Below are 22,101 nucleotides of genomic sequence, written 5' to 3' on the forward strand. Positions count from 1 at the left end.
TATGTCCGTCGTACTCGACACCCCCGTCGCCGTCCGACGGACAGCCATGGACCTGCTCGCACGTCGCGAGCATGGTCGGGTCGAACTGACGCGCAAACTGCGTCAGCGCGGCGCTTCGGATGAGTTGATCGAGCCCGCGCTCGATCGGCTCGCCGAAGAAGGGCTGCTCAGTGAAGCCCGTTATCTCGAGAGTTTCATTTCCTATCGCTCCAACGCCGGTTATGGCCCCGCACGTATTCGTGAGGAGCTTGGCCAGCGTGGTCTGGATCGAGGCGATGTTGAACAGGCCCTGCGCGAAAGCGGAGTGGACTGGGCGGCCCGCTTGCAGGATGTCTGGCAGCGCAAGTTTGCCGGGCAGCGTCCCGTCGATCCGCGCAGTCGTGCCCAGCAGACACGCTTTCTCGCCTACCGTGGGTTTTCCATGGAGATGATCGGCCGCCTGTTGAGCGGCCGAGATTTGGATGACTACTAGTTTGCTGCTTGGCTGACTTTAAGCGCTTCCCGCGCCCTCTGGGTGGTATGCATCGGCTGCGGTTTGGCCCAGTTCTCTGGCAGGTTGATGAAGTCCACCAGCTCCCGTAGGCGACCTTGATCACGGCCGTTGAAGGCGAACGTGAGCCGAGTCAAATGGCTGTAGTTGCCCACCTCATGTTCCACGTTGGTATCTGGCTGTTGGTGGTATTTGCCACTCAGGCGCAGGTCAGCGAATCCCTCCTGAATGTCGTACAGCGCCGCTTCGCTGAGCGGATGGTGCATGCGGACCACGAACTGATTTTTCAGCCAGCGGCTTGAGTGATAGTTGCTGTAGAACTGGTTGATCTCTTCCACTGCCTCATCGGCACTGTGCACCAGGCGCACCAGCTTGAGGTCGGTGGGAAGGATGTAGCGGTTCTCCTCCAGTTGTCGGCTGATGAAGTTCAGACAGTCTTGCCAGAAGCTGCCACCAGGGGAATCGAGCAATACCACTGGCACCAGCGGGCTCTTGCCGGTCTGAATCAGGGTCAGCACTTCCAGCGCCTCATCGAGCGTACCGAAGCCGCCCGGACACAGTACCAAGCCATCGGCCTCTTTGACGAAGAACAACTTGCGGATAAAGAAGAAGTGGAACGGCAGCAGCTTGTCGGTGCCATCCACCGTCGGGTTGGCGTGTTGCTCGAAGGGCAGGGTGATGTTGAACCCCAGACTGTGCTCGCTGCCAGCCCCCTCGTGGGCGGCGGCCATGATGCCGCCGCCGGCACCGGTAATCACCATCAAATCCGAACGGGCCAAGGTTGCCCCCAGCTCGCGTGCCAAGGCGTACATCGGATGTTCAATAGGGGTACGGGCAGAGCCGAACACTGTGACTTTGCGCCGCCCGCGGTAGCGTTCGAGGATGCGGAAAGAATGATCCAGCTCGCGCAGGGCCTGCAGGGTGATCTTGGCGTTCCAGCGATTGCTGTCGTCATGGGCCATGCGCAGGATGGTCAGCATCATGTCGCGGTACAGCGGCAGGTTGGCGCTGGTAGGTGCAACCAGTTGCAGTTGCTCGTCGATCTTGCTCAGGTCGATCCCGTTGTCCCTGAAGTGTTTGAACAGAAGCTCATTGGGTTGGTAAGGCATTCAACGTCTCCTTCTGCAGCAAAACCTCTGACCGGGCCGATGGTGATGCCCGGCCGCGACACTGCGTGTGTCGCTGGCTGCTGTGGCTCGAGTGTGCCCCCCGAGCGTTGCAGTAGGCCTTCAAGGCCATGATGCAGTGGTGGTAAGTCCATCTCGTTGTTGTACTGCAAGTAACGCAACGCCGCGTGCCCGGCCATGCTCGCCGGAAATTCGCAGGTGTTGGTTATCAATCTAGACGCTGGCGCATGATCGTGCCGCAATGGTTGGCTGATCGCCGCTGGTCGGATGGCCTCCAACCGCTGTGCGGCTTTGGTTAACTGGGGGCAGAGGGCTCGATGCGGGAGGTGGCCACATGCATCGTTTGGTCATCGAAGTGGATCAGCAGTTGTACAAGCTGCTGGAGAACGCGGCCCGGGCTCATCACCTGAGCCTTGAAGCAGAATGCCGGCGCAGGTTGGGTAGCGGCGAAGTACATTCGCGCTACCTGCAGGCATTGTTGGCTGAGTTGCGCGCCGAGGAAGAGCAGCGGCGCGCCAAGTGAAGCGATCAGATGGCCTGGATCACTTCTTTTTGCTGCCAGCCGCGCAACTGGCGGCATCGAACGCTTGATCCATGACCGGGCTATTGCTCTTGTACACGGTAAAGCGATAGACCAGCACCGCGCCTTTGGACAGCAGGTTGCGATAGCCGTTGTTCCTGCACACGCTGTCGCCGAGCTGGCTGCGCACCTGTTGCGGGTTGGACTGCATACGCTCGGCATGTTCCTGACGCACGCTCAGGTGATTGATCAGCGCCTTGCCTTCAACGGTGTAGCCCTGATCGAGGATGTCTTCGTTGATCGCACGCGGGGTGCCAACGCTGCTTTCCTTGGCGACCTTCTGCAGCAACTGGTTCAGCTCGTAGTCCTGCTTGGAAGCCGCCTGGGCCGCCAGGGGCAGGGTGAGCAGAAGGCTCAGGGTCGGGACGATAAGACGCAGCATGAATCTCTCCTGGTTCGATGACTGGCGCTTTGACCTGCGCCGGCGGGCGGCGTTCCATCAAACCTCGCCTGCGCGGGGTTAATCCAGGCCGCCAAAGCGTCAATTATAAGGGAGCCGCTGGCACACCTGCACGGCAAATGACCTGCGCTCTGGTAGACTGTCGCTTTATTCGCCCCGAGTTGTCGAAGTGCCCATTCCTTCCCTGTCCCCAGGCTTGCCGTCATGAGTCACGCGGTCGCGCGCCTGCGCGCCGAGCGTCTGGCGCGCAGCATCAAACCCTTCGTTGCGCGTGGTTCGCGAGCGGTACGCTGCAACGATTGCCGAGTGATCGCCAGCCATTGCCTGTGCGCCTTGAAGCCCAAGGTCAATGCCAATGCTGGCGTATGCCTGCTGATGCATGACACCGAGCCACTGAAACCGACCAACACCGGTTGGCTGATTGCCGATCTGGTCGAAGACACCTCGGCGTTCGGCTGGCAGCGCACGGCGGTCGACCCAGGCTTGCTGGCGCTGCTCGATCAGCCGCAATGGCAGCCCTATATCGTCTTCCCTGGCGAGTTCGTCGCCCAGGAGCGCGTGGTCAGTGAAGTCAGCCTGGCGCCGGGCAAGCGGCCGCTGTTCATCTTGCTCGACGCGACCTGGACCGAGGCGCGCAAGATGTTTCGCAAAAGCCCCTACCTGGATCGCTTCCCCGTCCTCAGCCTTGAGGCCGAGCAGATGTCGCGCTACCGCCTGCGCCGCTCCAAGCGCGATGATCACTTCTGCACCGCGGAGGTAGCGGCGATGTGCCTGGATCTGGCAGGTGATGGTCAGGCCTCGCAAGCCCTGGATGCTTACCTGGATGTGTTCAGCCTGCATTACTTGAGTGCCAAGCGCCATTTGCCGCTGGACATGCAGGATGACCCTCATCAACGTTTGCATACCTTCCTATAGTCCAAGGGGCAGGGATGGCATATTGGTTCATAATGACCACGCTGGCAGCCAGGGTGGGCGGGTACGGCGGGCTTGACCACCCGGACCGTGCTCGGCATTCTTGGCGCCGTTTCGGGCACGACGAAGCTGCTGTTACCCCGGACTTCGCCGTGCCTTACCGGCCGGCGGCCCTGCCGTTCGCGCCTTGAGTTGCCTGTCAGGCGGCGCACCTATCCCTCACGCGCCTGGCACAGAACAGGATCAACAGATCGATGGCCACTTACGAAATCCTGATTGCCGATGACCACCCGCTGTTTCGCAGCGCCCTGCGCCAAGCCGTTACCCTCGGCCTTGGCCCGGATGTACGCCTGGTAGAAGTGGCGAGCATCGCCGAGCTGGAAACCCGCCTGACCGAAAAGTCCGACTGGGACCTGGTCCTGCTCGACCTGAACATGCCGGGGGCTTATGGATTCTCCGGGCTGGTCCTGCTGCGCGGGCAGTACCCGCAGATTCCGGTGGTGATGGTGTCGGCCCAGGAAGAGGCCGCGGTGGTGGTCAAGTCGCGCGAGTTCGGCGCCAGCGGCTTCATTCCCAAGTCGAGCCCGCTGGAGGTGATCCAGGACGCCGTGCAGAAGGTACTCGACGGCGAGGTGTGGTGGCCGCCGCAGGCCTTTGACAAGGTCGATGTCTCGCCTGAAGCCAAGGCCGCCAGCGAGGGCCTGGCCAGCCTGACTCCGCAGCAGTTTCGCGTGCTGACCATGGTCTGCGAAGGTTTGCTGAACAAGCAGATCGCCTATGAGCTGAGCGTCTCGGAGGCGACCATCAAGGCCCACGTGACGGCGATCTTCCGCAAACTCGGCGTACGTACCCGAACCCAGGCCGCGCTGCTCTTGCAACAGCTTGAATCAGTTGCCAGCAGCTAAAGCGCGTGAACTTCACGCTTTTTTGACCCGTATTCCTATAGCCTGCTGGCCTTTCATCGGTGAAGTGACGCACATGTCGCCATTCAAGGGCCAGACCGGCCTCAAACGTATCTTCAACGCCGCCGGCTACTCGCTGGACGGCCTGCGCGCTGCCTTCAAGGGCGAAGCCGCTTTCCGCCAGTTGGTCCTGCTCAATGTGCTGCTGATTCCGACCGCGTTCTGGCTGCCGGTCAGCCGCGCCGAGCGAGCCATCATGATCGCCGTGTGCATGCTCGGCTTGGTCGTCGAGTTGTTCAACTCGGCGGTTGAGGCTGCTATCGACCGCATCTCGCTGGAGCGCCACCCACTGTCGAAGAACGCCAAAGACATGGGTAGCGCTGCGCAGCTGGTGTCACTGGTCATGGTGGCGCTGGTCTGGGGTGTGATCCTGCTCTAGGCGATTGGTGGCAATACGATCTCGTCACTGCGCCTTACCCCGGCGGTGAAGCTGCGGCACAGTTCCAGGAACTCGCGCATGGCGGAAGTCTGGTACTTCTGCTTGTGCCAGATGAAGTAGAACTGGCGCGACAGGTCTAACTCGGGCGTTTCCACCGGCACCAGGCTGCCGCGGCGAAACGCATCGCGTAGGGCCAGGCGCGAGATGCAACCGATACCCAGGCCCGACTCAACGGCGCGCTTGATCGCCTCGGTGTGCTCCAGCTCCAGGCGAATGTTGAGGTTGGCGCGCTGGTGGCGCATTTCCTGGTCGAAGGTCAGGCGAGTGCCGGAGCCCTGCTCGCGCAGGATCCACGCTTCCTGGGACAGCGTTTCGATGTCCGCCCGGCCGAGCTTGGCCAAGGGATGCTGCGGCGCACAGAACACCACCAGCTCGTCCTCGACCCAGGGTTGCACTTCAAGATCGGGATGGTTGCAATCGCCTTCGATCAGACCCAAATCAATTTCGTAGTGGGCTACCTGTTGCACAATGTGCGCAGTGTTCTGCACATGCAGCTTGACCTGGCTTTCTGGGTGCACCTGCATGAAGCTGCCGATCAGCAGGGTAGCGAGGTAGTTGCCGATGGTCAGGGTGGCGCCGACCGAGAGTGAGCCGAAGCCGGACTTGCCATTGAGCAGGTCTTCGATCTCCTTGGCCTGGTCGAGCAAGGCAACGGCCTGGGGCAGCAACTGATGGCCCAGGGCGTTGAGGCTCAGGCGTTTACCGGCGCGGTCGAACAGCTGGCAGCTGGACTGGCGCTCCAGTTCAGTAATCGAGGTACTAGCGGCCGATTGCGACAACGCCAGCACCCCGGCGGCTTTGGACACGCTTTGGTGCTGAGCCACGGCGACGAACACTTGAAGCTGGCGTAAGGTGAATCGCATATCTATATAACCGATAAGACATATCTTGATAATCCATTTAACAGATATTGTCGCTGCCCCTAAACTATCGCGCAACTGTGCGCTTGGTCCGCGCTGCGTATTTCTTCAGGAGTCACCTTAGATGAGCAACATGAACCACGAACGTGTCCTCAGTGTTCACCACTGGAACGACACCCTGTTCAGCTTCAAGTGCACCCGTGATCCGGGCCTGCGCTTCGAGAACGGTCAGTTCGTGATGATCGGCCTGCAGCAGGAGACCGGTCGTCCGCTCATGCGCGCCTACTCCATCGCTTCGCCGAACTGGGAAGAGCATCTGGAATTCTTCAGCATCAAGGTGCCAGACGGTCCGCTGACCTCCCAGCTGCAGCACCTGAAGGAAGGCGACGAGATCATCATCAGCAAGAAGCCAACCGGCACCCTGGTTCTCGATGACCTGAACCCGGGCAAGCACCTGTACCTGCTGAGCACCGGCACTGGCCTGGCGCCGTTCATGAGCGTCATCCAGGACCCAGAAACCTACGAGCGTTTCGAAAAGGTGATCCTGGTTCACGGCGTACGCTACGTCAACGAAGTGGCGTACCGCGAGTTCATCACCGAGCACCTGCCGCAAAACGAGTTCTTCGGTGAGGCGGTGCGTGACAAGCTGATCTACTACCCGACCGTAACCCGTGAGCCGTTCGAGAACCAAGGCCGTCTGACCGACCTGATGCGCAGCGGCAAGCTGTTCAGCGACATCGGCCTGCCACCGATCAACCCGCAAGACGACCGCGCCATGATCTGCGGCAGCCCGAGCATGCTCGACGAAACCAGCGAAGTGCTCGACAGTTTCGGCCTGAAGATTTCGGCGCGTATGCGTGAGCCGGGTGACTACCTGATCGAGCGTGCTTTCGTCGAGAAGTAAGGCGAAAGCAGCAAAAGAAAACGCGAGCCTTGGCTCGCGTTTTTTTATGCCTTAATTGTGCTGCCTGTACTGGCCTCATCGCGGGACAAGCCCGCTCCCACGTTGGTCGCAGCGCTCGTGGGAGCGGGCTTGCCCCGCGATGAGGCCAGTACAGGCAGCGGATCAGCAGTCGAGCGCTACTTCCAGCACCCGAATCCGATCGGTCTGCGGATAATGCCAGCGCACCTGCACATCCCAGAACTTGACCCCATACACCCGCTCAACCGGCGGCACTTGATAGGCCGGACGCGGATCCTGCGCCAGGCACTGCTCGATCAGCTCCACCAGCGGCTCGCCGAGGCGCTGGGCGTGCTCGCCTGCCTGAAGCAGGGCGCTGTCGGTCCAGTCCACGGCAATCGCCACAGGGGCGCCGTCGGCCATCAGGTTGCTGGCGCCGCTGACGCTGTCGGCGTAGGGAACGTACGGCTTGATATCCAGTACCGGGGTGCCGTCAAGTAGATCGATCCCCGACAGCAGCAAACGCCCCGGCTCAACACCCTCAAGGCGGACCACCGACTGACCGATGCCATTGGGGCGATGGGTGGCGCGAGTGGCGAACACACCCATGCTCTTGTTGCCGCCCAGGCGCGGCGGACGCACCTTCAACCGCGGTTTGTCTTCCAGGGCCTGATGGAACAGGAACAACAGCCAGACGTGGCTGACCTGTTCCAGGCCCGCCACGGCATCGCCCTGGTCGAACGGCGGCAACAGCTCGAGCACGCCACGCGCAGCCGGGGCCAGCTGTGGCTGGCGCGGGATGGCGAACTTCTCTTTGAAGCAGGAGCGCACGATGCCGACGGGCGAGACCGTATGCTGCATGACCACTCAGCCGCGCACGCGCAAGGTCAGGCCCTTGAGGAAGTTGCGCAGCAACTGATCGCCGCAGGGGCGATAGTTCTCATGGCCGACCTTGCGAAACAGTGCGCTGAGCTCAGGCTTGGTCACCGGGAAATTGACCGACTTGAGAATGGCGTGCAGGTCTTCTTCCTTGAGCTCGAACGCCACCCGCAGCTTCTTGAGGATGGTGTTGTTGGTCACCGGCAGCTCCAGTGGCTGCGGCGCGCGGCTGTCATCGCGGCCACGGCGATGAATCACCAGGCCATCGAGAAAGTGCGCCATGACCTCATCTGGGCAGCGCACGAAGCCGGGTTCTTCTTCCTTCTTCATGTAGCTGGCGACTGCTTCGGTGGACACTGCCAAGCCAGACAACTCGATGATCTTGGCGATCTTCGGGTCATTGAGCTTGAGCATGTAGCGCACGCTGCGCAGGACGTCGTTGTGGTTCATTGCGGCAAATCCTGTTCAATGCCACGCACAGGCTGCGCGGCGGTATCGCTTAGAAACGTTCGGTAACGGCGACGTAGCGCCATTGGCCCAGGGGCAACTTGCCCATCGACACACCGCCCAGGCGGATCCGACGCATGCTGACGATCTCCAGCCGCAGGCTGGCACACAGTTCGCTGATCTGGCCGGGCTGGGGGTTCTTCAAGGCCAGTCGCAGGTGGGTCTCGTTCTGCCAACTGGCCTTGGCCTTGGGCAGTTCGCGGTCATTGCGGGTGATGCCCCGGGCCAGGCGCTCTAGCGCTTGCGGGGTGGCCTGGCCACGTACCTCGATGATGTATTCCTGCTCCAGCTTGCGCAGGTCTCGTTCGATCTTGCCGGTTACCCGCCAGTCCTGGGTGAACAGCTGCAGGCCAGTCGCCCCGCGCTCCAGCGGCGCGACACAGGCCAGCCGGGCAAAGTGGCCGTGCAGCGGCCGCACGTCCTGGCTGTGGGCTTGGCTGAGGTTGTCCATGCCAATGCTGGCGCGGGCGCTTTCAGCGTCCATACCGGCAGGCTGGTTGATCAGCAGGGTGACCGGCTCCAGCGCCTCGGCGCGGGCGCCAGGGAGCAGGGCGACCTGCTGGCCGTCAATCTTGAACTGGGGCTGTTCGACCACCACGCCATCGACTGTCACCCAGCCGCCCTCGATGTACTGCTCGGCCTCGCGGCGGGAGCAGCCGAGTTGCTCGATGAGGCGTTTGGACAGGCGCACGGGTTCAGACATGGAGACGATTCGCTAAAGGCAGGGAAAGACCGGCCATTGTACCTGCCAAGACGTGCTTGGGGCTGGGAATCTGTGCCATTTGCCCTGTTTCCTAGCGGGGTTGGTCGCGTTTGCGCGGCTGTAATTGCAGATGCAGCAGAGGGTAGGGCTGGCCAAGACCATCGGTAGCCGAGCGTCCGACAATTTCGAAGCCTTCATGCAGGTAGAAGCCCAGCGCTTGCGGGTTCTGCTCATTGACGTCCAGCCGTTCGGCGTTCAGCTCATCGATGGCGTAGTGCAGCAGACGCTTGCCGACCCCTTTGCCACGCTGCTCGGGGGCGACGAAGAGCATATCGACGCGGCCGTTGGCCACCCCGGCAAAACCAAGGATGCGCCGGGCGTTGTCCTTGCAGCAGATCAGCATTACTGCATCCAGGTACTGACGCAGGACATGATCACGCAGCAGCAGGATGTAGGCATCGGGCAGGAAGTCATGGGTGGCGCGAACCGAGGCTTCCCAGACTCGAACCAGCTCGGGGTAGTCGCTTACATGCGGGGTTTGCAGCGTCAATGCCGAGCGCATCCCTGTGATCCTCCGAGTGCGTTGTCTCGATCGCCGCCTCTGCGGGAGGCGGCAAGCCTGGCGGCCCTCTCATGAACCATAGATGCAAAAAAAAGCCCCGCCAGTTGGCGTACGCTGCTCACTCAAGACATGTGTCGTCTGCTTTGGGGCCGCTTCGCAGCCCTTCGCGGGCAAGCCCGCTCCTACAGTGATTGCGCTGCTTCTGATCAAGCGCTCTACCTGTGGGAACGGGCTTGCCCGCGAAGGGCTGCAAAGCAGTCCCAAAACCTTAAGTGAACAGCATTTCGCCAGTTGGCGGGGCTCGCGGTGGGGAAAAGCCTCAGACAGGCTCAGCCCACATATCGTATTCGTCGGCATCGACTACGCGGCAACGGACCTTGTCGCCGGGCTTGAAGCCATGGTCGCCATCGATGAACACGCTGCCGTCGATCTCGGGCGCATCGAAGAAGCTGCGGCCAACCGAGCCTTGTTCCTCGACCTCATCGATCAGCACTTCGATCTCTTTGCCGATGCGCAGCTGCAAGCGCGCGGCGCTGATCGCCTGTTGATGGGCCATGAAACGGTCCCAGCGGTCTTGCTTGATGTCGTCCGGCACTTCGTCCAGGCCCAGGTCGTTGGCCGGGGCGCCCTCGACTGGGGAGTACTGGAAGCAACCAACGCGGTCGAGCTGGGCTTCGGTCAGCCAGTCGAGCAGGTATTGGAAGTCTTCTTCGGTTTCGCCTGGGAAGCCGACGATGAAGGTCGAACGGATCACCAGCTCAGGGCACTGCTCGCGCCAGTTCTTGATTCGCGCCAGGGTGCGGTCTTCGAACGCTGGGCGCTTCATCGACTTAAGCACTTTCGGGCTGGCGTGCTGGAACGGGATGTCCAGGTACGGCAGGATCTTGCCGGCCGCCATCAGCGGGATCACGTCGTCGACGTTGGGGTAGGGGTAGACGTAGTGCAGGCGCACCCAGGCACCCAGGCTGCTCAGGGCCTCGCACAGCTCGAGCATGCGCGTCTTGACCGGGCGGCCGTTCCAGAAGTCGGTCTTGTACTTGACGTCGACGCCATAGGCGCTGGTGTCCTGGGAGATCACCAGGATCTCCTTGACGCCGGCCTTGACCAGGCGCTCGGCCTCGCTCAGCACTTCACCTACCGGACGGCTGACCAGTTTGCCGCGCATCGATGGAATGATGCAGAAGCTGCAGCTGTGATTGCAGCCTTCGGAAATCTTCAGGTAGGCGTAGTGACGTGGGGTCAGCTTGACGCCTTGAGGTGGCACCAGGTCGATCAGCGGGTTATGGTCCTGGCGCGGCGGCACCACTTCGTGCACGGCGTTGACTACCTGCTCGTACTGCTGCGGGCCGGTCACCGACAGCACGCTTGGGTGCACGTCACGGATACTGCCTTCCTCGACACCCATGCAGCCGGTGACGATGACCTTGCCGTTTTCCTTGATCGCTTCGCCGATCACTTCCAGCGACTCGGCCTTGGCGCTGTCGATGAAGCCGCAGGTGTTGACCACCACTACGTCGGCGTCCTCGTAGGTTGGCACGACTTCATAGCCTTCCATGCGCAGCTGGGTCAGGATGCGCTCGGAATCGACCAATGCCTTCGGGCATCCGAGAGAGACAAACCCTACCTTCGGCGTGGTAGGAGCGGGGGTGGTGGACATAGCTAACCTCGGCATTGAAAGCGGTTGCCCTGGCGGTGGCGAGGGCAATCCCGACGGGCGCTTTCGGCGCCTCTGATCAAAAAGTGCGCAATTTTAGCGAGCGCAAGGTCGCTTGACCAGCAGAAAAGCGACGAACGCTGCGCTAAGCTTGGCGCCATTGCCTGCCGGTATCTGCGACGTATCTGCGATGCCTTGGCAGGCGTGCCAATTCTATCGGTCCGACGAGGCCGTCTGCGGGAGTTGTCGATGGTTCAGGCAAGCAGTCACGCCGAAGGCGGGCAGGGCGCGGCACGGCCGCTGAGCCTGCTGGTGGCAGCTGTTGGGGTGGTCTATGGCGATATCGGCACCAGCCCGCTGTACACCCTCAAGGAAGTCTTCTCCGGCGGTTACGGGGTGCCGGTCAACCATGATGGGGTGCTAGGCATCCTGTCGCTGATCCTCTGGTCGCTGATCTGGGTGGTGTCGGTCAAGTACGTGACCTTCATCCTACGTGCCGATAACCAGGGCGAAGGTGGCATCATGGCCCTGACCGCCTTGGCCCGGCGGGCTTCGGCGCCGTTTCCGAAGTTGCGCATGCTGATGGTCGGCTGCGGCCTTATCGGCGCCTCATTGTTCTATGGCGACAGCATGATCACCCCGGCGGTGTCGGTGTTGTCGGCGGTAGAGGGGATGGGGCTGGCCTTCGATGGCATCGACCATTGGGTGGTGCCGATTGCCGTGGTGGTGCTGGTGGCGCTGTTTCTGGTGCAAAAGCACGGGACGGCGAAGATCGGCATTCTGTTCGGCCCGGTGATGGTGACCTGGTTCCTGGTCCTGGCGGCGTTGGGCCTGCATGGGATTTCCCATAGCCCGGAAGTGCTCAGAGCCTTCAATCCGGCCTGGGCGGTGCGCTTCTTTATCGTTCATCCGGGCATGGGCGTGGCGATCCTTGGCGCGGTGGTGCTGGCGCTGACCGGTGCCGAGGCGCTGTATGCCGATATGGGCCATTTTGGCCGCAAGCCGATTGCTCGGGCTTGGTTCATCCTGGTGCTGCCGGCACTGGTGCTGAACTACTTCGGTCAGGGCGCGCTGTTGCTGCACGATCCTGAGGCAGCACGTAACCCGTTCTACCTATTGGCGCCGTCCTGGGCGCTGCTGCCTTTGATCGGGCTGGCCACCCTGTCCACGGTAATCGCTTCTCAAGCGGTCATTTCCGGGGCCTTCTCGCTCACCCGCCAGGCGATTCAGCTGGGCTACATCCCGCGGATGCAGATCCAGCACACCTCCAGCGATGAGCAGGGGCAGATCTATATCGGCGCAGTCAACTGGGCACTGATGGTGGCGGTCGTCCTGCTGGTGATCGGCTTCGAGTCGTCCGGCGCGCTGGCGGCAGCCTATGGTGTGGCAGTCACCGGCACCATGCTGATGACCACGCTATTGGTCTCGACGGTGATGCTGCTGTTGTGGAAGTGGCCACCGCTGCTGGCGGTGCCGATCCTGTTAGGGTTCTTGTTTGTCGACGCGCTGTTTTTCACCGCCAACCTGCCCAAGGTCGTGCAGGGTGGCGCTTTCCCGGTGCTCGCCGGCAGCGTGCTGTTCTTGCTGATGACCACTTGGAAGCGCGGCAAGCAAATTTTGATGGAGCGCATCGATGAAGCGGCGCTGCCGTTGCCGGTATTTATCAGCAGCATTCGTGTGCAGCCGCCGCATCGGGTCGAAGGCACTGCGGTGTTTCTGACCGCGCGGCCGGATGCAGTGCCCCACGCGCTGTTGCACAACATGCTGCACAACCAGGTACTGCATAGCCAGGTGGTGCTGCTGACGGTGATCAGTGAGGACCGCCCGCGGGTGCCGGAACAGGAGCGTTTCGACGTAGAGGCCTACGGCGACGGCTTCTTCCGAGTGCTGTTGCACTTCGGTTTCATGGATGAGCCGGATGTGCCCCAGGCACTTAAGCTGTGCCATCTGGAGGAGCTGGACTTCAGCCCCATGCGCACGACCTACTTCCTCAGTCGGGAGACAGTGATCGCCTCGCGGTTGGAGGGGATGGCGCGCTGGCGCGGCACGTTGTTCGCCTTCTTGTTGAAGAATGCCAACGGTAATCTGCGCTTCTTCAATTTGCCGTTGAACCGGGTGATCGAGCTGGGGACCCAGGTCGAGATTTGAACGCTGCGTGGGTTGTGTCAGTTCAGGCCTGTTCGCGGGCAAGCCAGCTCCCACAAGATTCCCTGTATGGGCCGGCTTGCCCGCGAAGAGGCCTGAACTGACACGGCAGCACTGTTTTTTTCTGCTTTCGATCAGTTCTGCTCAGCGACGCTCGACTTGCCCTGACGTGTCTCGATCTCGCCGATCAAGCGTTTGGCCAGCGCCGGGTAGTTCTCATCGAAATGATGCCCGCCCGGTAGCTTCAGGCGCTCGCCGACGGCGGTGCGATCGGTACAGCCACTCTCGTCGCTTTCTTCCACACCATAGATGCACACCACCTTGGCCGCCGGCATGCGGGCCATTTCCGGCCCGGTCGGCGCTTCCTGGCCTTCCTTGCCCAACCAGCCCTCGACTTCGATCTCAAAACTGCCACTGCGGGCGAAGGCCAGCAGGATCACCGCGTCGATCCGTTGCTGGTCTTCGGCTGGCAAGCGGTTGTAGATCGCTGGCAACACATCGGCGCCGAACGAGTAGCCGGTGAGCACGAAGCGCTTGGTACCCCATTTCTGCCGATAGTGCTGCATCAACTCGGACAGATCGGCAGCGCTTTGCTCGGGCGTCTTGTGCTGCCAGTAGTAGCGCAGGGTATCGATACCCACCACGGGGTAGCCGAGCTTGGCCATCTCGCCGGCGACATCGCGATCGAGGTCACGCCAGCCGCCGTCACCGGAGAGGAACAGGGTCACGGTATCGGTGGTTTGGCCCGCCGGCACTTCTACCACTGGGATACTCAAGGCATTGCCGTCATGGCCGACCAGGGCTTGGGTCAGCTGGCTCTTGAGCACTTGTGGCAGGTGGATGTCGTAGTCACTGATGCTGGTCTCGGCGTTGGCCTGGTCACGCACGAAGGCAGCGCTGGCGTCGTCCGGGTTGTCGTTCCAGGCCACGTTCCAACGGCCGTGGGCAGCAGCCTTGGGCAGTGCCGGGCAGCCGGGTTGTTCGAGGTTGAAGTCAACCGAGATGGCGCGCGCCTTGTCGTCGCGTTGGCTGGCCAGCCAACGCCAGGCCTGGGCACCGCCAGGGCCGATACCTGCCACCAAGGTGGGCGCAGCGGACAAATGGCTGATGGCCTGGTCCAGGGCCTGTTGCTGCTTGGCGCAGTCATTGGCTGGCAGGATCACTTGCACCAGTTGCGCCTCACCGGCCTGGCTCAGGTCGAGCAACTGCTTATCGCTCAGTGCTTGATCTTCAGGTACGCCGATGGCCACGCGGGCTTTGGCGTGCACACCGGGGGTGGCACGAACCAGGCTGCTGCCATCGCTCAGCGCCAGGTGCTCAATGTGCGCCTCCGGCGCTGGGCGGGTCCACAGCCAGAACCCTACTGCCGCAGCCGCCAGGGCCACCAGCAAGGCAATCAATACGTACTGCCAATAGCGTCGGATCATCAACGTTTCACCAATCCAGTCAGGCCGCCCGCGATCAGGGCGGCAGTGTCGGCCAGCGCCACCAGCGGGTCGAGCCCGGCTGGCACAGCCATGTAACGAGGTTCCCAGTCCGGCTGGAACTTGTCCTTGAAGCGCCGCAGGCCCTGGAAGTTGTAAAGCTGCTCGCCGCGCTGGAACACCATCGAACCCAGGCGTTGGGTCAAGGGGGCGCCACGCCGTGGCTGCAGACCGGAAAGCGGCACCATGCCGAGGCTGAAGCGCCCGTAATCATGGCTTTTGTAATGCAGGATCAGGCCGATCATCATGAATTCCATGGTCAGCTTCGGCGCCTCCGGGTGCGCCCGCATCAGATCGAGGCTGGCCAGCTCGTTGCTGTGCGTTTCCAGCAGGTTGGCAAACGCTACCGGGCGGCCTTGGAAGCGAACCAGGGCGATCCGAAAGTGCTGCAGATAGTCGGGGCTGAAGCGCCCGAGCGAGAAGCCTTTCTCGCGTACGTTCTTGCCTTGCAGCCAGGCGTCGGAGATCTGCTTGAGTGCTTCAAGTGGCGCTTGGCCGGGTTCGTGTAGCTCAAGGCTCAAGCCATCACGGCCGCCGCGGTTCCAGGTGTAGCGCAGGTCTTTCATCTCCTTGCCCTTGGCCTCCAGGTCGAAGCGGCGCAGGTCGACCCGCGCTTCTTCGCCGAGCTTGAGCGCGGTCAGGCCGATGTCCATGTAGAACGGCAGGTTCTCTGCGCGCACCTGGTAGAACACCGGGCGGGCGTGGTGCAGGTCGCACAGGTCGCGGAACTGCCAGATCATCTCGGCACGCTCCTGGGCCGGGCCGATGGGGTCGTACAGAGCCACCAAGCTGCGCCCACGACGGGCATACATGATGAAAGCGTTGTCGTTGGGGTGGAACAACAGCGCCTTGTCGCCGGTCAGGGCCAGGCCACCGTCGGGCTGATCGGAGCTCAGCAGGATCTGCTTGGCGCGCTGTAGCTCGAGTTCATTGGGTAGGTGGATCACCGGCCTGGCAGTGCGCAGCAGCCAGGTCAGGACCACGAACACCAGCAGCACCGCGCTGCCCATGGCTGCGCGCAGGCCGCGTGGGGCGTCGGCATCCAGGGTGAATTGCCACCATAACTGATGGCTGTAGGGAACATCTTGATAGGCAAACAGCAGCAGCCATACCGAAGCGCCCACGACGCAGGCGCTGGCAGCCAGGTAGACCGGCGAGAAAGGCAGCTCCAGCAAGCGGCTGGGTCGATAGAACGAGCGCCGGAACAACGCCAGCAGCGCTGCGGTAAAGGTCAGCACGCAGGCTTCTTCCCAGTCAAAGCCCTTGAGCAGCGACAGCAGCGCGCCGACCAGCAGCAGAATCGTAGTCAGCAGCCAGGCAGCGGACAGGCGCCGGCGTAGTCCTTGTGCCAGCAGCAGGCACAGTACGCCAATCAGGCTGGCGCCAAAGTGCGAGGCATCGATCAGCCGGTGCGGCACCAGGAACCCCATGTGCTCCAGGCGTGTGTCGATCTCTGGAGTGGCACCAGAGAACAGCAGCACCACGCCAGACAGGAACACCAGGATGGCCAATACCGGCGCGGCTAGCCCAGAGGCAGCCTTGATCGCCTGCTGGGCCAGCAGCAAGCGTCGCGCCTCGTTGGCCAGCAGCAGCACGCAGGCCAGCAGCAGCGGTAGCACTACATAGATCAAGCGATACAGCAGCAGGGCAGCAGCCAGTGGCGCAGCTCCCAGTTGATCGGCGAAGGCCGCCAGCAGGATGGCCTCGAACACACCGACACCCCCCGGCACATGGCTGAGTACCCCAGCGGCCAAGGCCAGCAGGTAGACCAGCACAAAAGCGGCGAAGGGCGGTGCCTCGGGCAACAGCAGGTACAACACCGTGGCCGCGGCGGCGACATCTAGCGCGGTGATCAACAATTGCAGTGCCGCAAGGCGACCACTAGGCAGGCGCAAGGTGCGTCGGCCGAGCTGTACCAGCAGGCTGTCGCGCAAGGGTTGCTCGGCCAGGCGGCGGCGATACAGGCCAACCACCAGCAAGGCCGTCAGGGTCAGCACCGCAATTGCAATGCCGGCCAGCCAACCTGCCGGCATGCGCAGGGCAGTGGAGGCTGCGGGTAGATTACTCAAAGTCGCCAATGCGGCCAGCGGTGGCAGTGCACAGCCCAGCGAAAGGCTGGCGAAAACCGTCATCCGCGCAACCTCAGCAGCCCCCAGGCCTTGGCGGGCATACAGACGATAGCGCACCGACCCCCCGGAAAGCATCGACAGACCAATCGCATTGCCGATGGCGAAAGCGCTGAAGCCACCCAGCACCAGGGTGCGGGCAGGCAACTGCACGCCGGCATAGCGGCTGGCCGACCATTCGTAGCCGAGCAGAATGACGAAGCCCAGCACGGTCGCCAGCAGGGCGCCGAACAGCGATTGGCTAGGCACGCTGAGCATGGCGTCATGCAGCGCGTAGATGTCCAGCTCGCTGAGCAGATGGCGACAAGCAACCAAGGCCATGCCGAACAACAGCAGGGTCAATGCCAGGCCAATCGGCTGACGGTAGCGGCTCAGCCGTTCCACCCAGGGCAGGCGCTGGGCAGCAATCGGCAGTGCCGCAGCCAGAGGCGTTTGAGGTTCGCAGTTGTGGGCGGTCATGCTGTACCTCGGGCGGACAGCGCGAGGTAGGGGGAAGGTGCGGCCAAGTGGAAGTCCCTTTGGAAAACGTATCCAGATGTTACTCCTGACGGAGTCGCTTTCAGCCGTTTGGCACGGTTAAAGATAGTTCATCCAGGCGGGGTGCCTGCCAGAGGGGAGGGGCGCAGGTGGGGCTTGACCGGCGGGATACAAACCCTGAAAACAACAAACCCCGCACTGCTGAAAGCAGGCGGGGTTTGTTCTGACGAATATGGTTGCGGGAGCCGGATTTGAACCGACGACCTTCGGGTTATGAGCCCGACGAGCTACCAGGCTGCTCCATCCCGCGTCAGTGGGGCGCATTCTACGGATATTCACCGCGGCGTCAAGGTTAATCTTTGATTTGCGGTAAATTTCTGTCAGGCCATTTCGTAGTCAATAAAAAAGGCCACTGTATCAACAGTGGCCTTTTCTTGAATCTGGTTGCGGGAGCTGGATTTGAACCAACGACCTTCGGGTTATGAGCCCGACGAGCTACCAAGCTGCTCCATCCCGCGTCAGTGGGGTGCACTATACGGACATCTGCCGCAGAGTCAAACGTTAACCTTTGATTTCTCTAGATTTATTTCAGGTTAAGTTTTTTTACGGACAATGAAAAAGGCCACTGTCTAGACAGTGGCCTTTTTCTGAATCTGGTTGCGGGAGCCGGATTTGAACCGACGACCTTCGGGTTATGAGCCCGACGAGCTACCAGGCTGCTCCATCCCGCGCCTGTTGAGATGAATTCTACGGTTTTGCGCCGCAGAGTCAAGCTATTTCTGGGGAAATTTCTTTTCCGTTCAATCTGTTAGCGCCTCGATTGGCCCTGCGGGGCAGTAACGGCGGGGCTTGCAGGCCGATTGTCGAGAGTGTCACGGCGTGACTATTTCACTGAGGGGCGCTTACGGTAATATCTGTATGAATTTACAGTGCTAACGGTCATCCATGTCCCTGCGCAAGATCATCCACATCGACTGCGACTGCTTTTACGCAGCCATCGAGATGCGTGACGACCCCACTCTGGCCGGTCGGCCAATGGCGGTGGGTGGCTCGGCAGATCGTCGCGGGGTGATCGCCACTTGCAACTACGAGGCGCGGGCCTATGGCGTGCGCTCTGCCATGTCGTCGCGTCATGCGCTCAAGCTGTGCCCGGATCTGCTGATCGTCAAGCCGCGCTTTGAGGCCTACCGCGAGGCCTCACGCGAAATTCATGCGATTTTCCGCGATTACACTGAGCTGATCGAACCGCTGTCGCTGGATGAGGCCTATCTGGATGTCAGTGATAGCCAATGGTTTGCCGGCAGTGCCACGCGGATCGCCGAAGATATTCGTCGACGGGTGGCCAAGACCCTGCACATCACCGTCTCGGCGGGCGTTGCGCCGAACAAGTTTCTGGCCAAGATTGCCAGTGACTGGCGCAAACCCAATGGCCTGTTTGTCATCACCCCGGGTGAAGTAGAGGCTTTTGTGGCGGCCTTGCCGGTTGCACGGTTGCATGGGGTGGGCAAGGTCACTGCCGATAAGCTGACGCGCTTGGGCATCGATACCTGCATGGACATGCGCGACTGGTCAAAGCTGGCCCTGGTGCGCGAGTTCGGCAGTTTTGGCGAGCGGTTGTGGGGGCTGGCGCGGGGTATAGATGAGCGCGTGGTGCACAACGACAGCCGCCGGCAGTCGGTCAGCGTCGAGAACACCTACGATACCGACCTTCCGGACTTGAACACTTGCCTGGAGAAGCTGCCGGCGCTGCTGGAGAGTCTCAATGAGCGGGTGGCGCGCATGGACAGTAGCTACAAGGCGGACAAACCCTTCGTGAAGGTCAAGTTTCACGATTTCAGCCAGACGACCCTGGAGCAGGCCGGGGCTGGGCGCGATCTGGACAGTTATCGGCAGTTGCTCAGCCAGGCATTCGCTCGTGGCGGCAAGCCGGTGAGGTTGCTGGGGGTGGGGGTGCGGTTAAGAGATTTGCGTGGGGCGCATGAGCAGTTGGAGCTCTTCCCTGGCTGTTGAAGTCCGCAGCACCGGGGCCGCTTTGCGCCCCTTCGCGGGCTTGCCGGGACGCCGAACCGCCGCGAAGGGGCGCAAAGCGGCCCCAGGATCTTGGATCTTTACTGGACCCCAGGGTCCGCCACAAGCCGCCCGGTCTGCTTGGTCAACGCCTGTAAAAACTCCTGCTGCAGCTCCGGATCGTTGCGCGTCAGCTCGATCAGGCTCTGCTCCAGTTCACTGGCTTCCTCTTCCAGGCCCAGCTCAGACAGACGCTTGACCCGGTGCACCCATTGGCCGACTTCATCGTCCTCAAGGTCATCGAAGATCAGGTGGTGGGCCTCCAGCAGCTTGCTGCGCAGATTGCCGCTGACCAGCAGGCTGGCGTCGCCGCGAATCCCGTTGTCCTCATCGACCACTTGCAAGTGCAAGGTGCCAACGCGGCTGAGATTCTGCTCGGAGAATGGCGAATCCAACAGGTTCAGGCGCAGTACGCCGTTGCGGTCGGTCGTCAGCTCATGGCTGGCTTTGCCAGCCTTGACCTCGACCAGGCGTTCGCTCCAGGGCAGGCTGGTGGACTCTTCGCGCTTGGCTTTCTCCACCTCGCTGATACCCGCCAGGTTCTGCTGCGCACGGCCATTGGACTGCACGTTCATGAACGGGTTGAGCCCGGCCACGCCGTAGCTCAGCCAGTCATGGGTGACGCTGTTCGGCAGGTTGCCCAGGGCAAACACATTGACCACGTTGGCGCCTACACCTGCAACTACCGCCACCGCACCCAGCGGGATCTCGTAGATCTCCCGCCAAGGCTGGTAGGGGGTATAGCGGTCGTAACGGCGGGTCACTTCGAACTCGGTGACTTCGAAGCGCTGCTGCTCGTGGACGCGCACTCGTCGCTGGGGCAGCTCCATCACCTTGGGCTCGCCGACGTCGATCTGCAGACTGTGTTCGAGCAGCTTGCGCTCGACGCGTTCCTCATGCTCGCTGCGCTGGGACATCTGGTTGGCGCAGCCGCTGACGAACAGGGCGCCGCACAGTGCGGCGCCCCCCAGGGTAATGGTACTTCGCTTGTACATGATCACTCGCGCATTGGGCTATCAGCGACGGATGCGGGCTTGCAGGAAGGTCAGCACGTCATTGAGCGGCAGAGGCTGGGCTTCTTGCTCAGTGCGGTGCTTGTACTCCAGGTTGCCCTCGGCCAGGCCGCGGTCGCTGACCACGATCCGGTGTGGAATGCCGATCAATTCCATGTCGGCGAACTTGATGCCCGGGCTGGTCTTCTTGTCACGGTCGTCGAGCAGTACTTCGAAACCTGCAGCGGTCAGTTCGGCGTACAGCTTGTCGGTCGCCTCGCGAACCTGCTCGGTCTCGTAGCGCAGCGGTACCAGGGCAATCTGGAAGGGCGCCAAGGTGTCGCTCCAGATGATGCCTTTATCATCGAAGTTCTGCTCGATGGCAGCGGCGACCACGCGCGACACGCCAATGCCATAGCAGCCCATCGAGAGCACGACTGGCTTGCCGTTTTCACCCAATACCTGGCACTTGAGCGCCTCGCTGTACTTGGTGCCAAGCTGGAAGATGTGGCCCACTTCGATGCCGCGCTTGATTACCAGGGTGCCCTGGCCATCTGGGCTTGGGTCGCCGGCAACCACGTTGCGCAGGTCGGCCACTTGTGGAACGGGCAGGTCACGCTCCCAGTTGACGCCGAAGTAGTGCTTGTCGTCGATGTTGGCGCCGATGCCAAAGTCGCTCATCAGGGCGACCGAACGGTCGATGATGCATTCCAGCGGCAGGTTCAGCGGGCCCAGCGAGCCTGCGCCGGCGCCAATGGCGTCACGCAGTTCGGCGTCGGTAGCCATGACCAGTGGATCTGCGACCTGCTCAAGCTTGGCGGCCTTGATTTCGTTGAGCTCGTGGTCGCCACGTACCACCAGGGCGATCAGCTTGCCTTCTTCGGCGCCGCGCACGATCAGGGTCTTGACGGTCTTCTCGATCGGCAGGTTGTAGTTCTCGACCAGCTGGGCGATGGTCTTGGCGTCCGGGGTGTCGACCAGGCGCAGCTCCTCGGTAGGGGCTAGACGCACGGTTTCACGCGGGATGGCCTCGGCCTTCTCGATGTTGGCGGCGTAGTCGGAGGTGTCGCTGAAGATCACGTCGTCTTCGCCGGAGGAGGCCAGCACGTGGAATTCGTGCGAGTAGCTGCCACCGATGGAGCCGGTGTCGGCCTGCACCGGACGGAAATCCAGGCCCAGGCGGGTGAAGATGTTGCAGTACGCCTGGTGCATGCGGTCGTAGGTTTCCTGCAGGGAAGCCTGGTCGGCATGGAAGGAGTAGGCGTCCTTCATGATGAATTCGCGGCCGCGCATCAGGCCAAAGCGTGGACGGATTTCGTCACGGAACTTGGTCTGGATCTGGTACATGTTCAGCGGCAGCTGTTTATAGCTGGACAGCTCGTTGCGGGCCAGGTCAGTGATGACCTCTTCGTGGGTCGGGCCGACGCAGAACTCACGGCCGTGACGGTCCTTGAGGCGCAGCAGCTCAGGGCCGTATTGCTCCCAGCGGCCGGATTCCTGCCACAGTTCGGCAGGCTGGATGCTCGGCATCAGCACTTCCAGGGCGCCAGCAGCGTTCATTTCTTCGCGCACCACGGCTTCGACCTTGCGCATTACCCGCAGGCCCATCGGCAGCCAGGTGTACAGGCCGGAGGCCAGCTTGCGGATCATGCCGGCACGCAGCATGAGCTGGTGGCTGATGACCACTGCATCTGCAGGGGTTTCTTTCTGGGTGGCGAGCAAATATTGACTGGTGCGCATGGGGAGCCGTGTCGATTGCCTAAGACGTTGAAATGACCCCGCATTCTACGGGGGCGAAACGAAAGCGTACAGGATGCCCCAGAGCGGGGCGCTT

Annotated in this window: 20 protein-coding genes and 3 tRNA genes; 8 read left to right on the plus strand and 15 right to left on the minus strand. The window is 61.9% G+C overall.

Features of this window, described 5'->3' with window-relative positions; translation table 11 throughout:
• The first annotated feature begins 1 nt into the window (after position 1).
• The gene (gene recX, locus OIU19_RS17820; RefSeq protein ID WP_186555385.1) at positions 2–472 is read left to right on the plus strand and encodes a recombination regulator RecX; all 471 of its coding nucleotides are present in this window, start codon (positions 2–4) and stop codon (positions 470–472) included.
• On the opposite strand, the gene OIU19_RS17825 is transcribed toward recX, so the two are convergent.
• On the minus strand, positions 469–1,599 hold the full coding sequence (locus OIU19_RS17825; protein ID WP_186555384.1) for an LOG family protein: 1,131 nt from the start codon (positions 1,597–1,599) through the stop codon (positions 469–471). The genes recX and OIU19_RS17825 overlap by 4 nt on opposite strands.
• A 352-nt stretch (positions 1,600–1,951) precedes the next feature.
• Here OIU19_RS17825 and OIU19_RS17830 point away from each other — a divergent pair, with 352 nt between their 5' ends.
• Positions 1,952–2,140 carry a hypothetical protein gene (locus OIU19_RS17830; RefSeq protein ID WP_186555383.1) on the plus strand — a complete coding sequence of 63 codons (189 nt, stop codon included), beginning with the start codon at positions 1,952–1,954 and terminating at the stop codon, positions 2,138–2,140.
• A 19-nt stretch (positions 2,141–2,159) separates the two neighbouring features.
• Here the strand turns inward: OIU19_RS17830 and OIU19_RS17835 are convergent, their stop codons facing one another.
• Complete coding sequence (locus tag OIU19_RS17835) at positions 2,160–2,579, minus strand: quorum-sensing-regulated virulence factor family protein (protein WP_264236135.1); 420 nt, start codon at positions 2,577–2,579, stop codon at positions 2,160–2,162.
• 222 nt (positions 2,580–2,801) lie between these two features.
• On the opposite strand from OIU19_RS17835, the gene OIU19_RS17840 reads away from it, so the two are divergent.
• From OIU19_RS17840 to OIU19_RS17850, 3 genes are all read left to right on the plus strand, one after another.
• Positions 2,802–3,512, plus strand: coding sequence for a tRNA-uridine aminocarboxypropyltransferase (locus tag OIU19_RS17840; protein WP_186555381.1), 711 nt, complete (start codon positions 2,802–2,804; stop codon positions 3,510–3,512).
• A 251-nt stretch (positions 3,513–3,763) separates the two neighbouring features.
• Complete coding sequence (gene erdR / locus OIU19_RS17845) at positions 3,764–4,414, plus strand: response regulator transcription factor ErdR (protein WP_264236136.1); 651 nt, start codon at positions 3,764–3,766, stop codon at positions 4,412–4,414.
• A gap of 73 nt (positions 4,415–4,487) precedes the next feature.
• A complete protein-coding gene (locus OIU19_RS17850) occupies positions 4,488–4,850 on the plus strand; it encodes a diacylglycerol kinase (RefSeq protein ID WP_186555379.1) in 363 nt (120 codons plus the stop codon).
• Here OIU19_RS17850 and finR read toward each other — a convergent pair.
• Complete coding sequence (gene finR / locus OIU19_RS17855) at positions 4,847–5,773, minus strand: LysR family transcriptional regulator FinR (protein ID WP_186555378.1); 927 nt, start codon at positions 5,771–5,773, stop codon at positions 4,847–4,849. The two genes, OIU19_RS17850 and finR, sit on opposite strands and share 4 nt — an antisense overlap.
• A gap of 121 nt (positions 5,774–5,894) precedes the next feature.
• Here finR and fpr point away from each other — a divergent pair, with 121 nt between their 5' ends.
• The gene (gene fpr / locus OIU19_RS17860; protein ID WP_186555377.1) at positions 5,895–6,674 is read left to right on the plus strand and encodes a ferredoxin-NADP reductase; all 780 of its coding nucleotides are present in this window, start codon (positions 5,895–5,897) and stop codon (positions 6,672–6,674) included.
• A 162-nt stretch (positions 6,675–6,836) separates the two neighbouring features.
• Here the strand turns inward: fpr and tsaA are convergent, their stop codons facing one another.
• The 5 genes from tsaA to rimO form a co-directional block, all read right to left on the minus strand.
• Positions 6,837–7,532 (minus strand): tRNA (N6-threonylcarbamoyladenosine(37)-N6)-methyltransferase TrmO, encoded by a 696-nt coding sequence (tsaA, locus tag OIU19_RS17865; protein ID WP_264236138.1) that lies wholly within the window; start codon positions 7,530–7,532, stop codon positions 6,837–6,839.
• Positions 7,533–7,538: 6 nt separating this feature from the next.
• Positions 7,539–8,000 carry a DUF1456 family protein gene (locus OIU19_RS17870; protein WP_264236140.1) on the minus strand — a complete coding sequence of 154 codons (462 nt, stop codon included), beginning with the start codon at positions 7,998–8,000 and terminating at the stop codon, positions 7,539–7,541.
• 49 nt (positions 8,001–8,049) lie between these two features.
• A complete protein-coding gene (locus tag OIU19_RS17875) occupies positions 8,050–8,760 on the minus strand; it encodes an rRNA pseudouridine synthase (protein WP_264236141.1) in 711 nt (236 codons plus the stop codon).
• A gap of 91 nt (positions 8,761–8,851) precedes the next feature.
• Positions 8,852–9,322, minus strand: coding sequence for a GNAT family N-acetyltransferase (locus OIU19_RS17880; RefSeq protein WP_264236142.1), 471 nt, complete (start codon positions 9,320–9,322; stop codon positions 8,852–8,854).
• Between the two features lie 319 nt (positions 9,323–9,641).
• Positions 9,642–10,979, minus strand: a complete 1,338-nt coding sequence (rimO, locus tag OIU19_RS17885) for a 30S ribosomal protein S12 methylthiotransferase RimO (RefSeq protein WP_264236143.1) — start codon at positions 10,977–10,979, stop codon at positions 9,642–9,644.
• Between the two features lie 246 nt (positions 10,980–11,225).
• Here rimO and OIU19_RS17890 point away from each other — a divergent pair, with 246 nt between their 5' ends.
• Positions 11,226–13,124 (plus strand): potassium transporter Kup, encoded by a 1,899-nt coding sequence (locus OIU19_RS17890; protein WP_264236144.1) that lies wholly within the window; start codon positions 11,226–11,228, stop codon positions 13,122–13,124.
• A gap of 131 nt (positions 13,125–13,255) precedes the next feature.
• Here OIU19_RS17890 and OIU19_RS17895 read toward each other — a convergent pair whose 3' ends face one another.
• The 5 genes from OIU19_RS17895 to OIU19_RS17915 form a co-directional block, all read right to left on the minus strand.
• Complete coding sequence (locus OIU19_RS17895; RefSeq protein ID WP_264236146.1) at positions 13,256–14,548, minus strand: virulence factor family protein; 1,293 nt, start codon at positions 14,546–14,548, stop codon at positions 13,256–13,258.
• Complete coding sequence (gene mprF / locus OIU19_RS17900) at positions 14,548–17,190, minus strand: bifunctional lysylphosphatidylglycerol flippase/synthetase MprF (protein ID WP_264236147.1); 2,643 nt, start codon at positions 17,188–17,190, stop codon at positions 14,548–14,550. Before mprF ends, OIU19_RS17895 begins: the two co-directional genes overlap by 1 nt.
• 251 nt (positions 17,191–17,441) lie before the next feature.
• A tRNA-Met gene (locus OIU19_RS17905) sits at positions 17,442–17,518 on the minus strand.
• A gap of 131 nt (positions 17,519–17,649) precedes the next feature.
• A tRNA-Met gene (locus tag OIU19_RS17910) sits at positions 17,650–17,726 on the minus strand.
• A 136-nt stretch (positions 17,727–17,862) separates the two neighbouring features.
• A tRNA-Met gene (locus tag OIU19_RS17915) sits at positions 17,863–17,939 on the minus strand.
• A 220-nt stretch (positions 17,940–18,159) separates the two neighbouring features.
• Between OIU19_RS17915 and dinB the strand changes: the two genes are divergently transcribed.
• Positions 18,160–19,218: a DNA polymerase IV gene (dinB, locus tag OIU19_RS17920; protein ID WP_264236231.1), complete on the plus strand. Its 1,059-nt coding sequence runs from the start codon at positions 18,160–18,162 to the stop codon at positions 19,216–19,218.
• Positions 19,219–19,316: 98 nt separating this feature from the next.
• On the opposite strand, the gene OIU19_RS17925 is transcribed toward dinB, so the two are convergent.
• Positions 19,317–20,270, minus strand: a complete 954-nt coding sequence (locus OIU19_RS17925; protein ID WP_264236148.1) for a hypothetical protein — start codon at positions 20,268–20,270, stop codon at positions 19,317–19,319.
• A 21-nt stretch (positions 20,271–20,291) separates the two neighbouring features.
• Positions 20,292–22,007 (minus strand): proline--tRNA ligase, encoded by a 1,716-nt coding sequence (locus OIU19_RS17930; RefSeq protein WP_264236149.1) that lies wholly within the window; start codon positions 22,005–22,007, stop codon positions 20,292–20,294.
• Positions 22,008–22,101 lie beyond the last annotated feature (94 nt).

Source organism: Pseudomonas sp. BT-42-2, assembly GCF_025847435.2.
Classification (GTDB): domain Bacteria; phylum Pseudomonadota; class Gammaproteobacteria; order Pseudomonadales; family Pseudomonadaceae; genus Aquipseudomonas; species Aquipseudomonas urmiensis.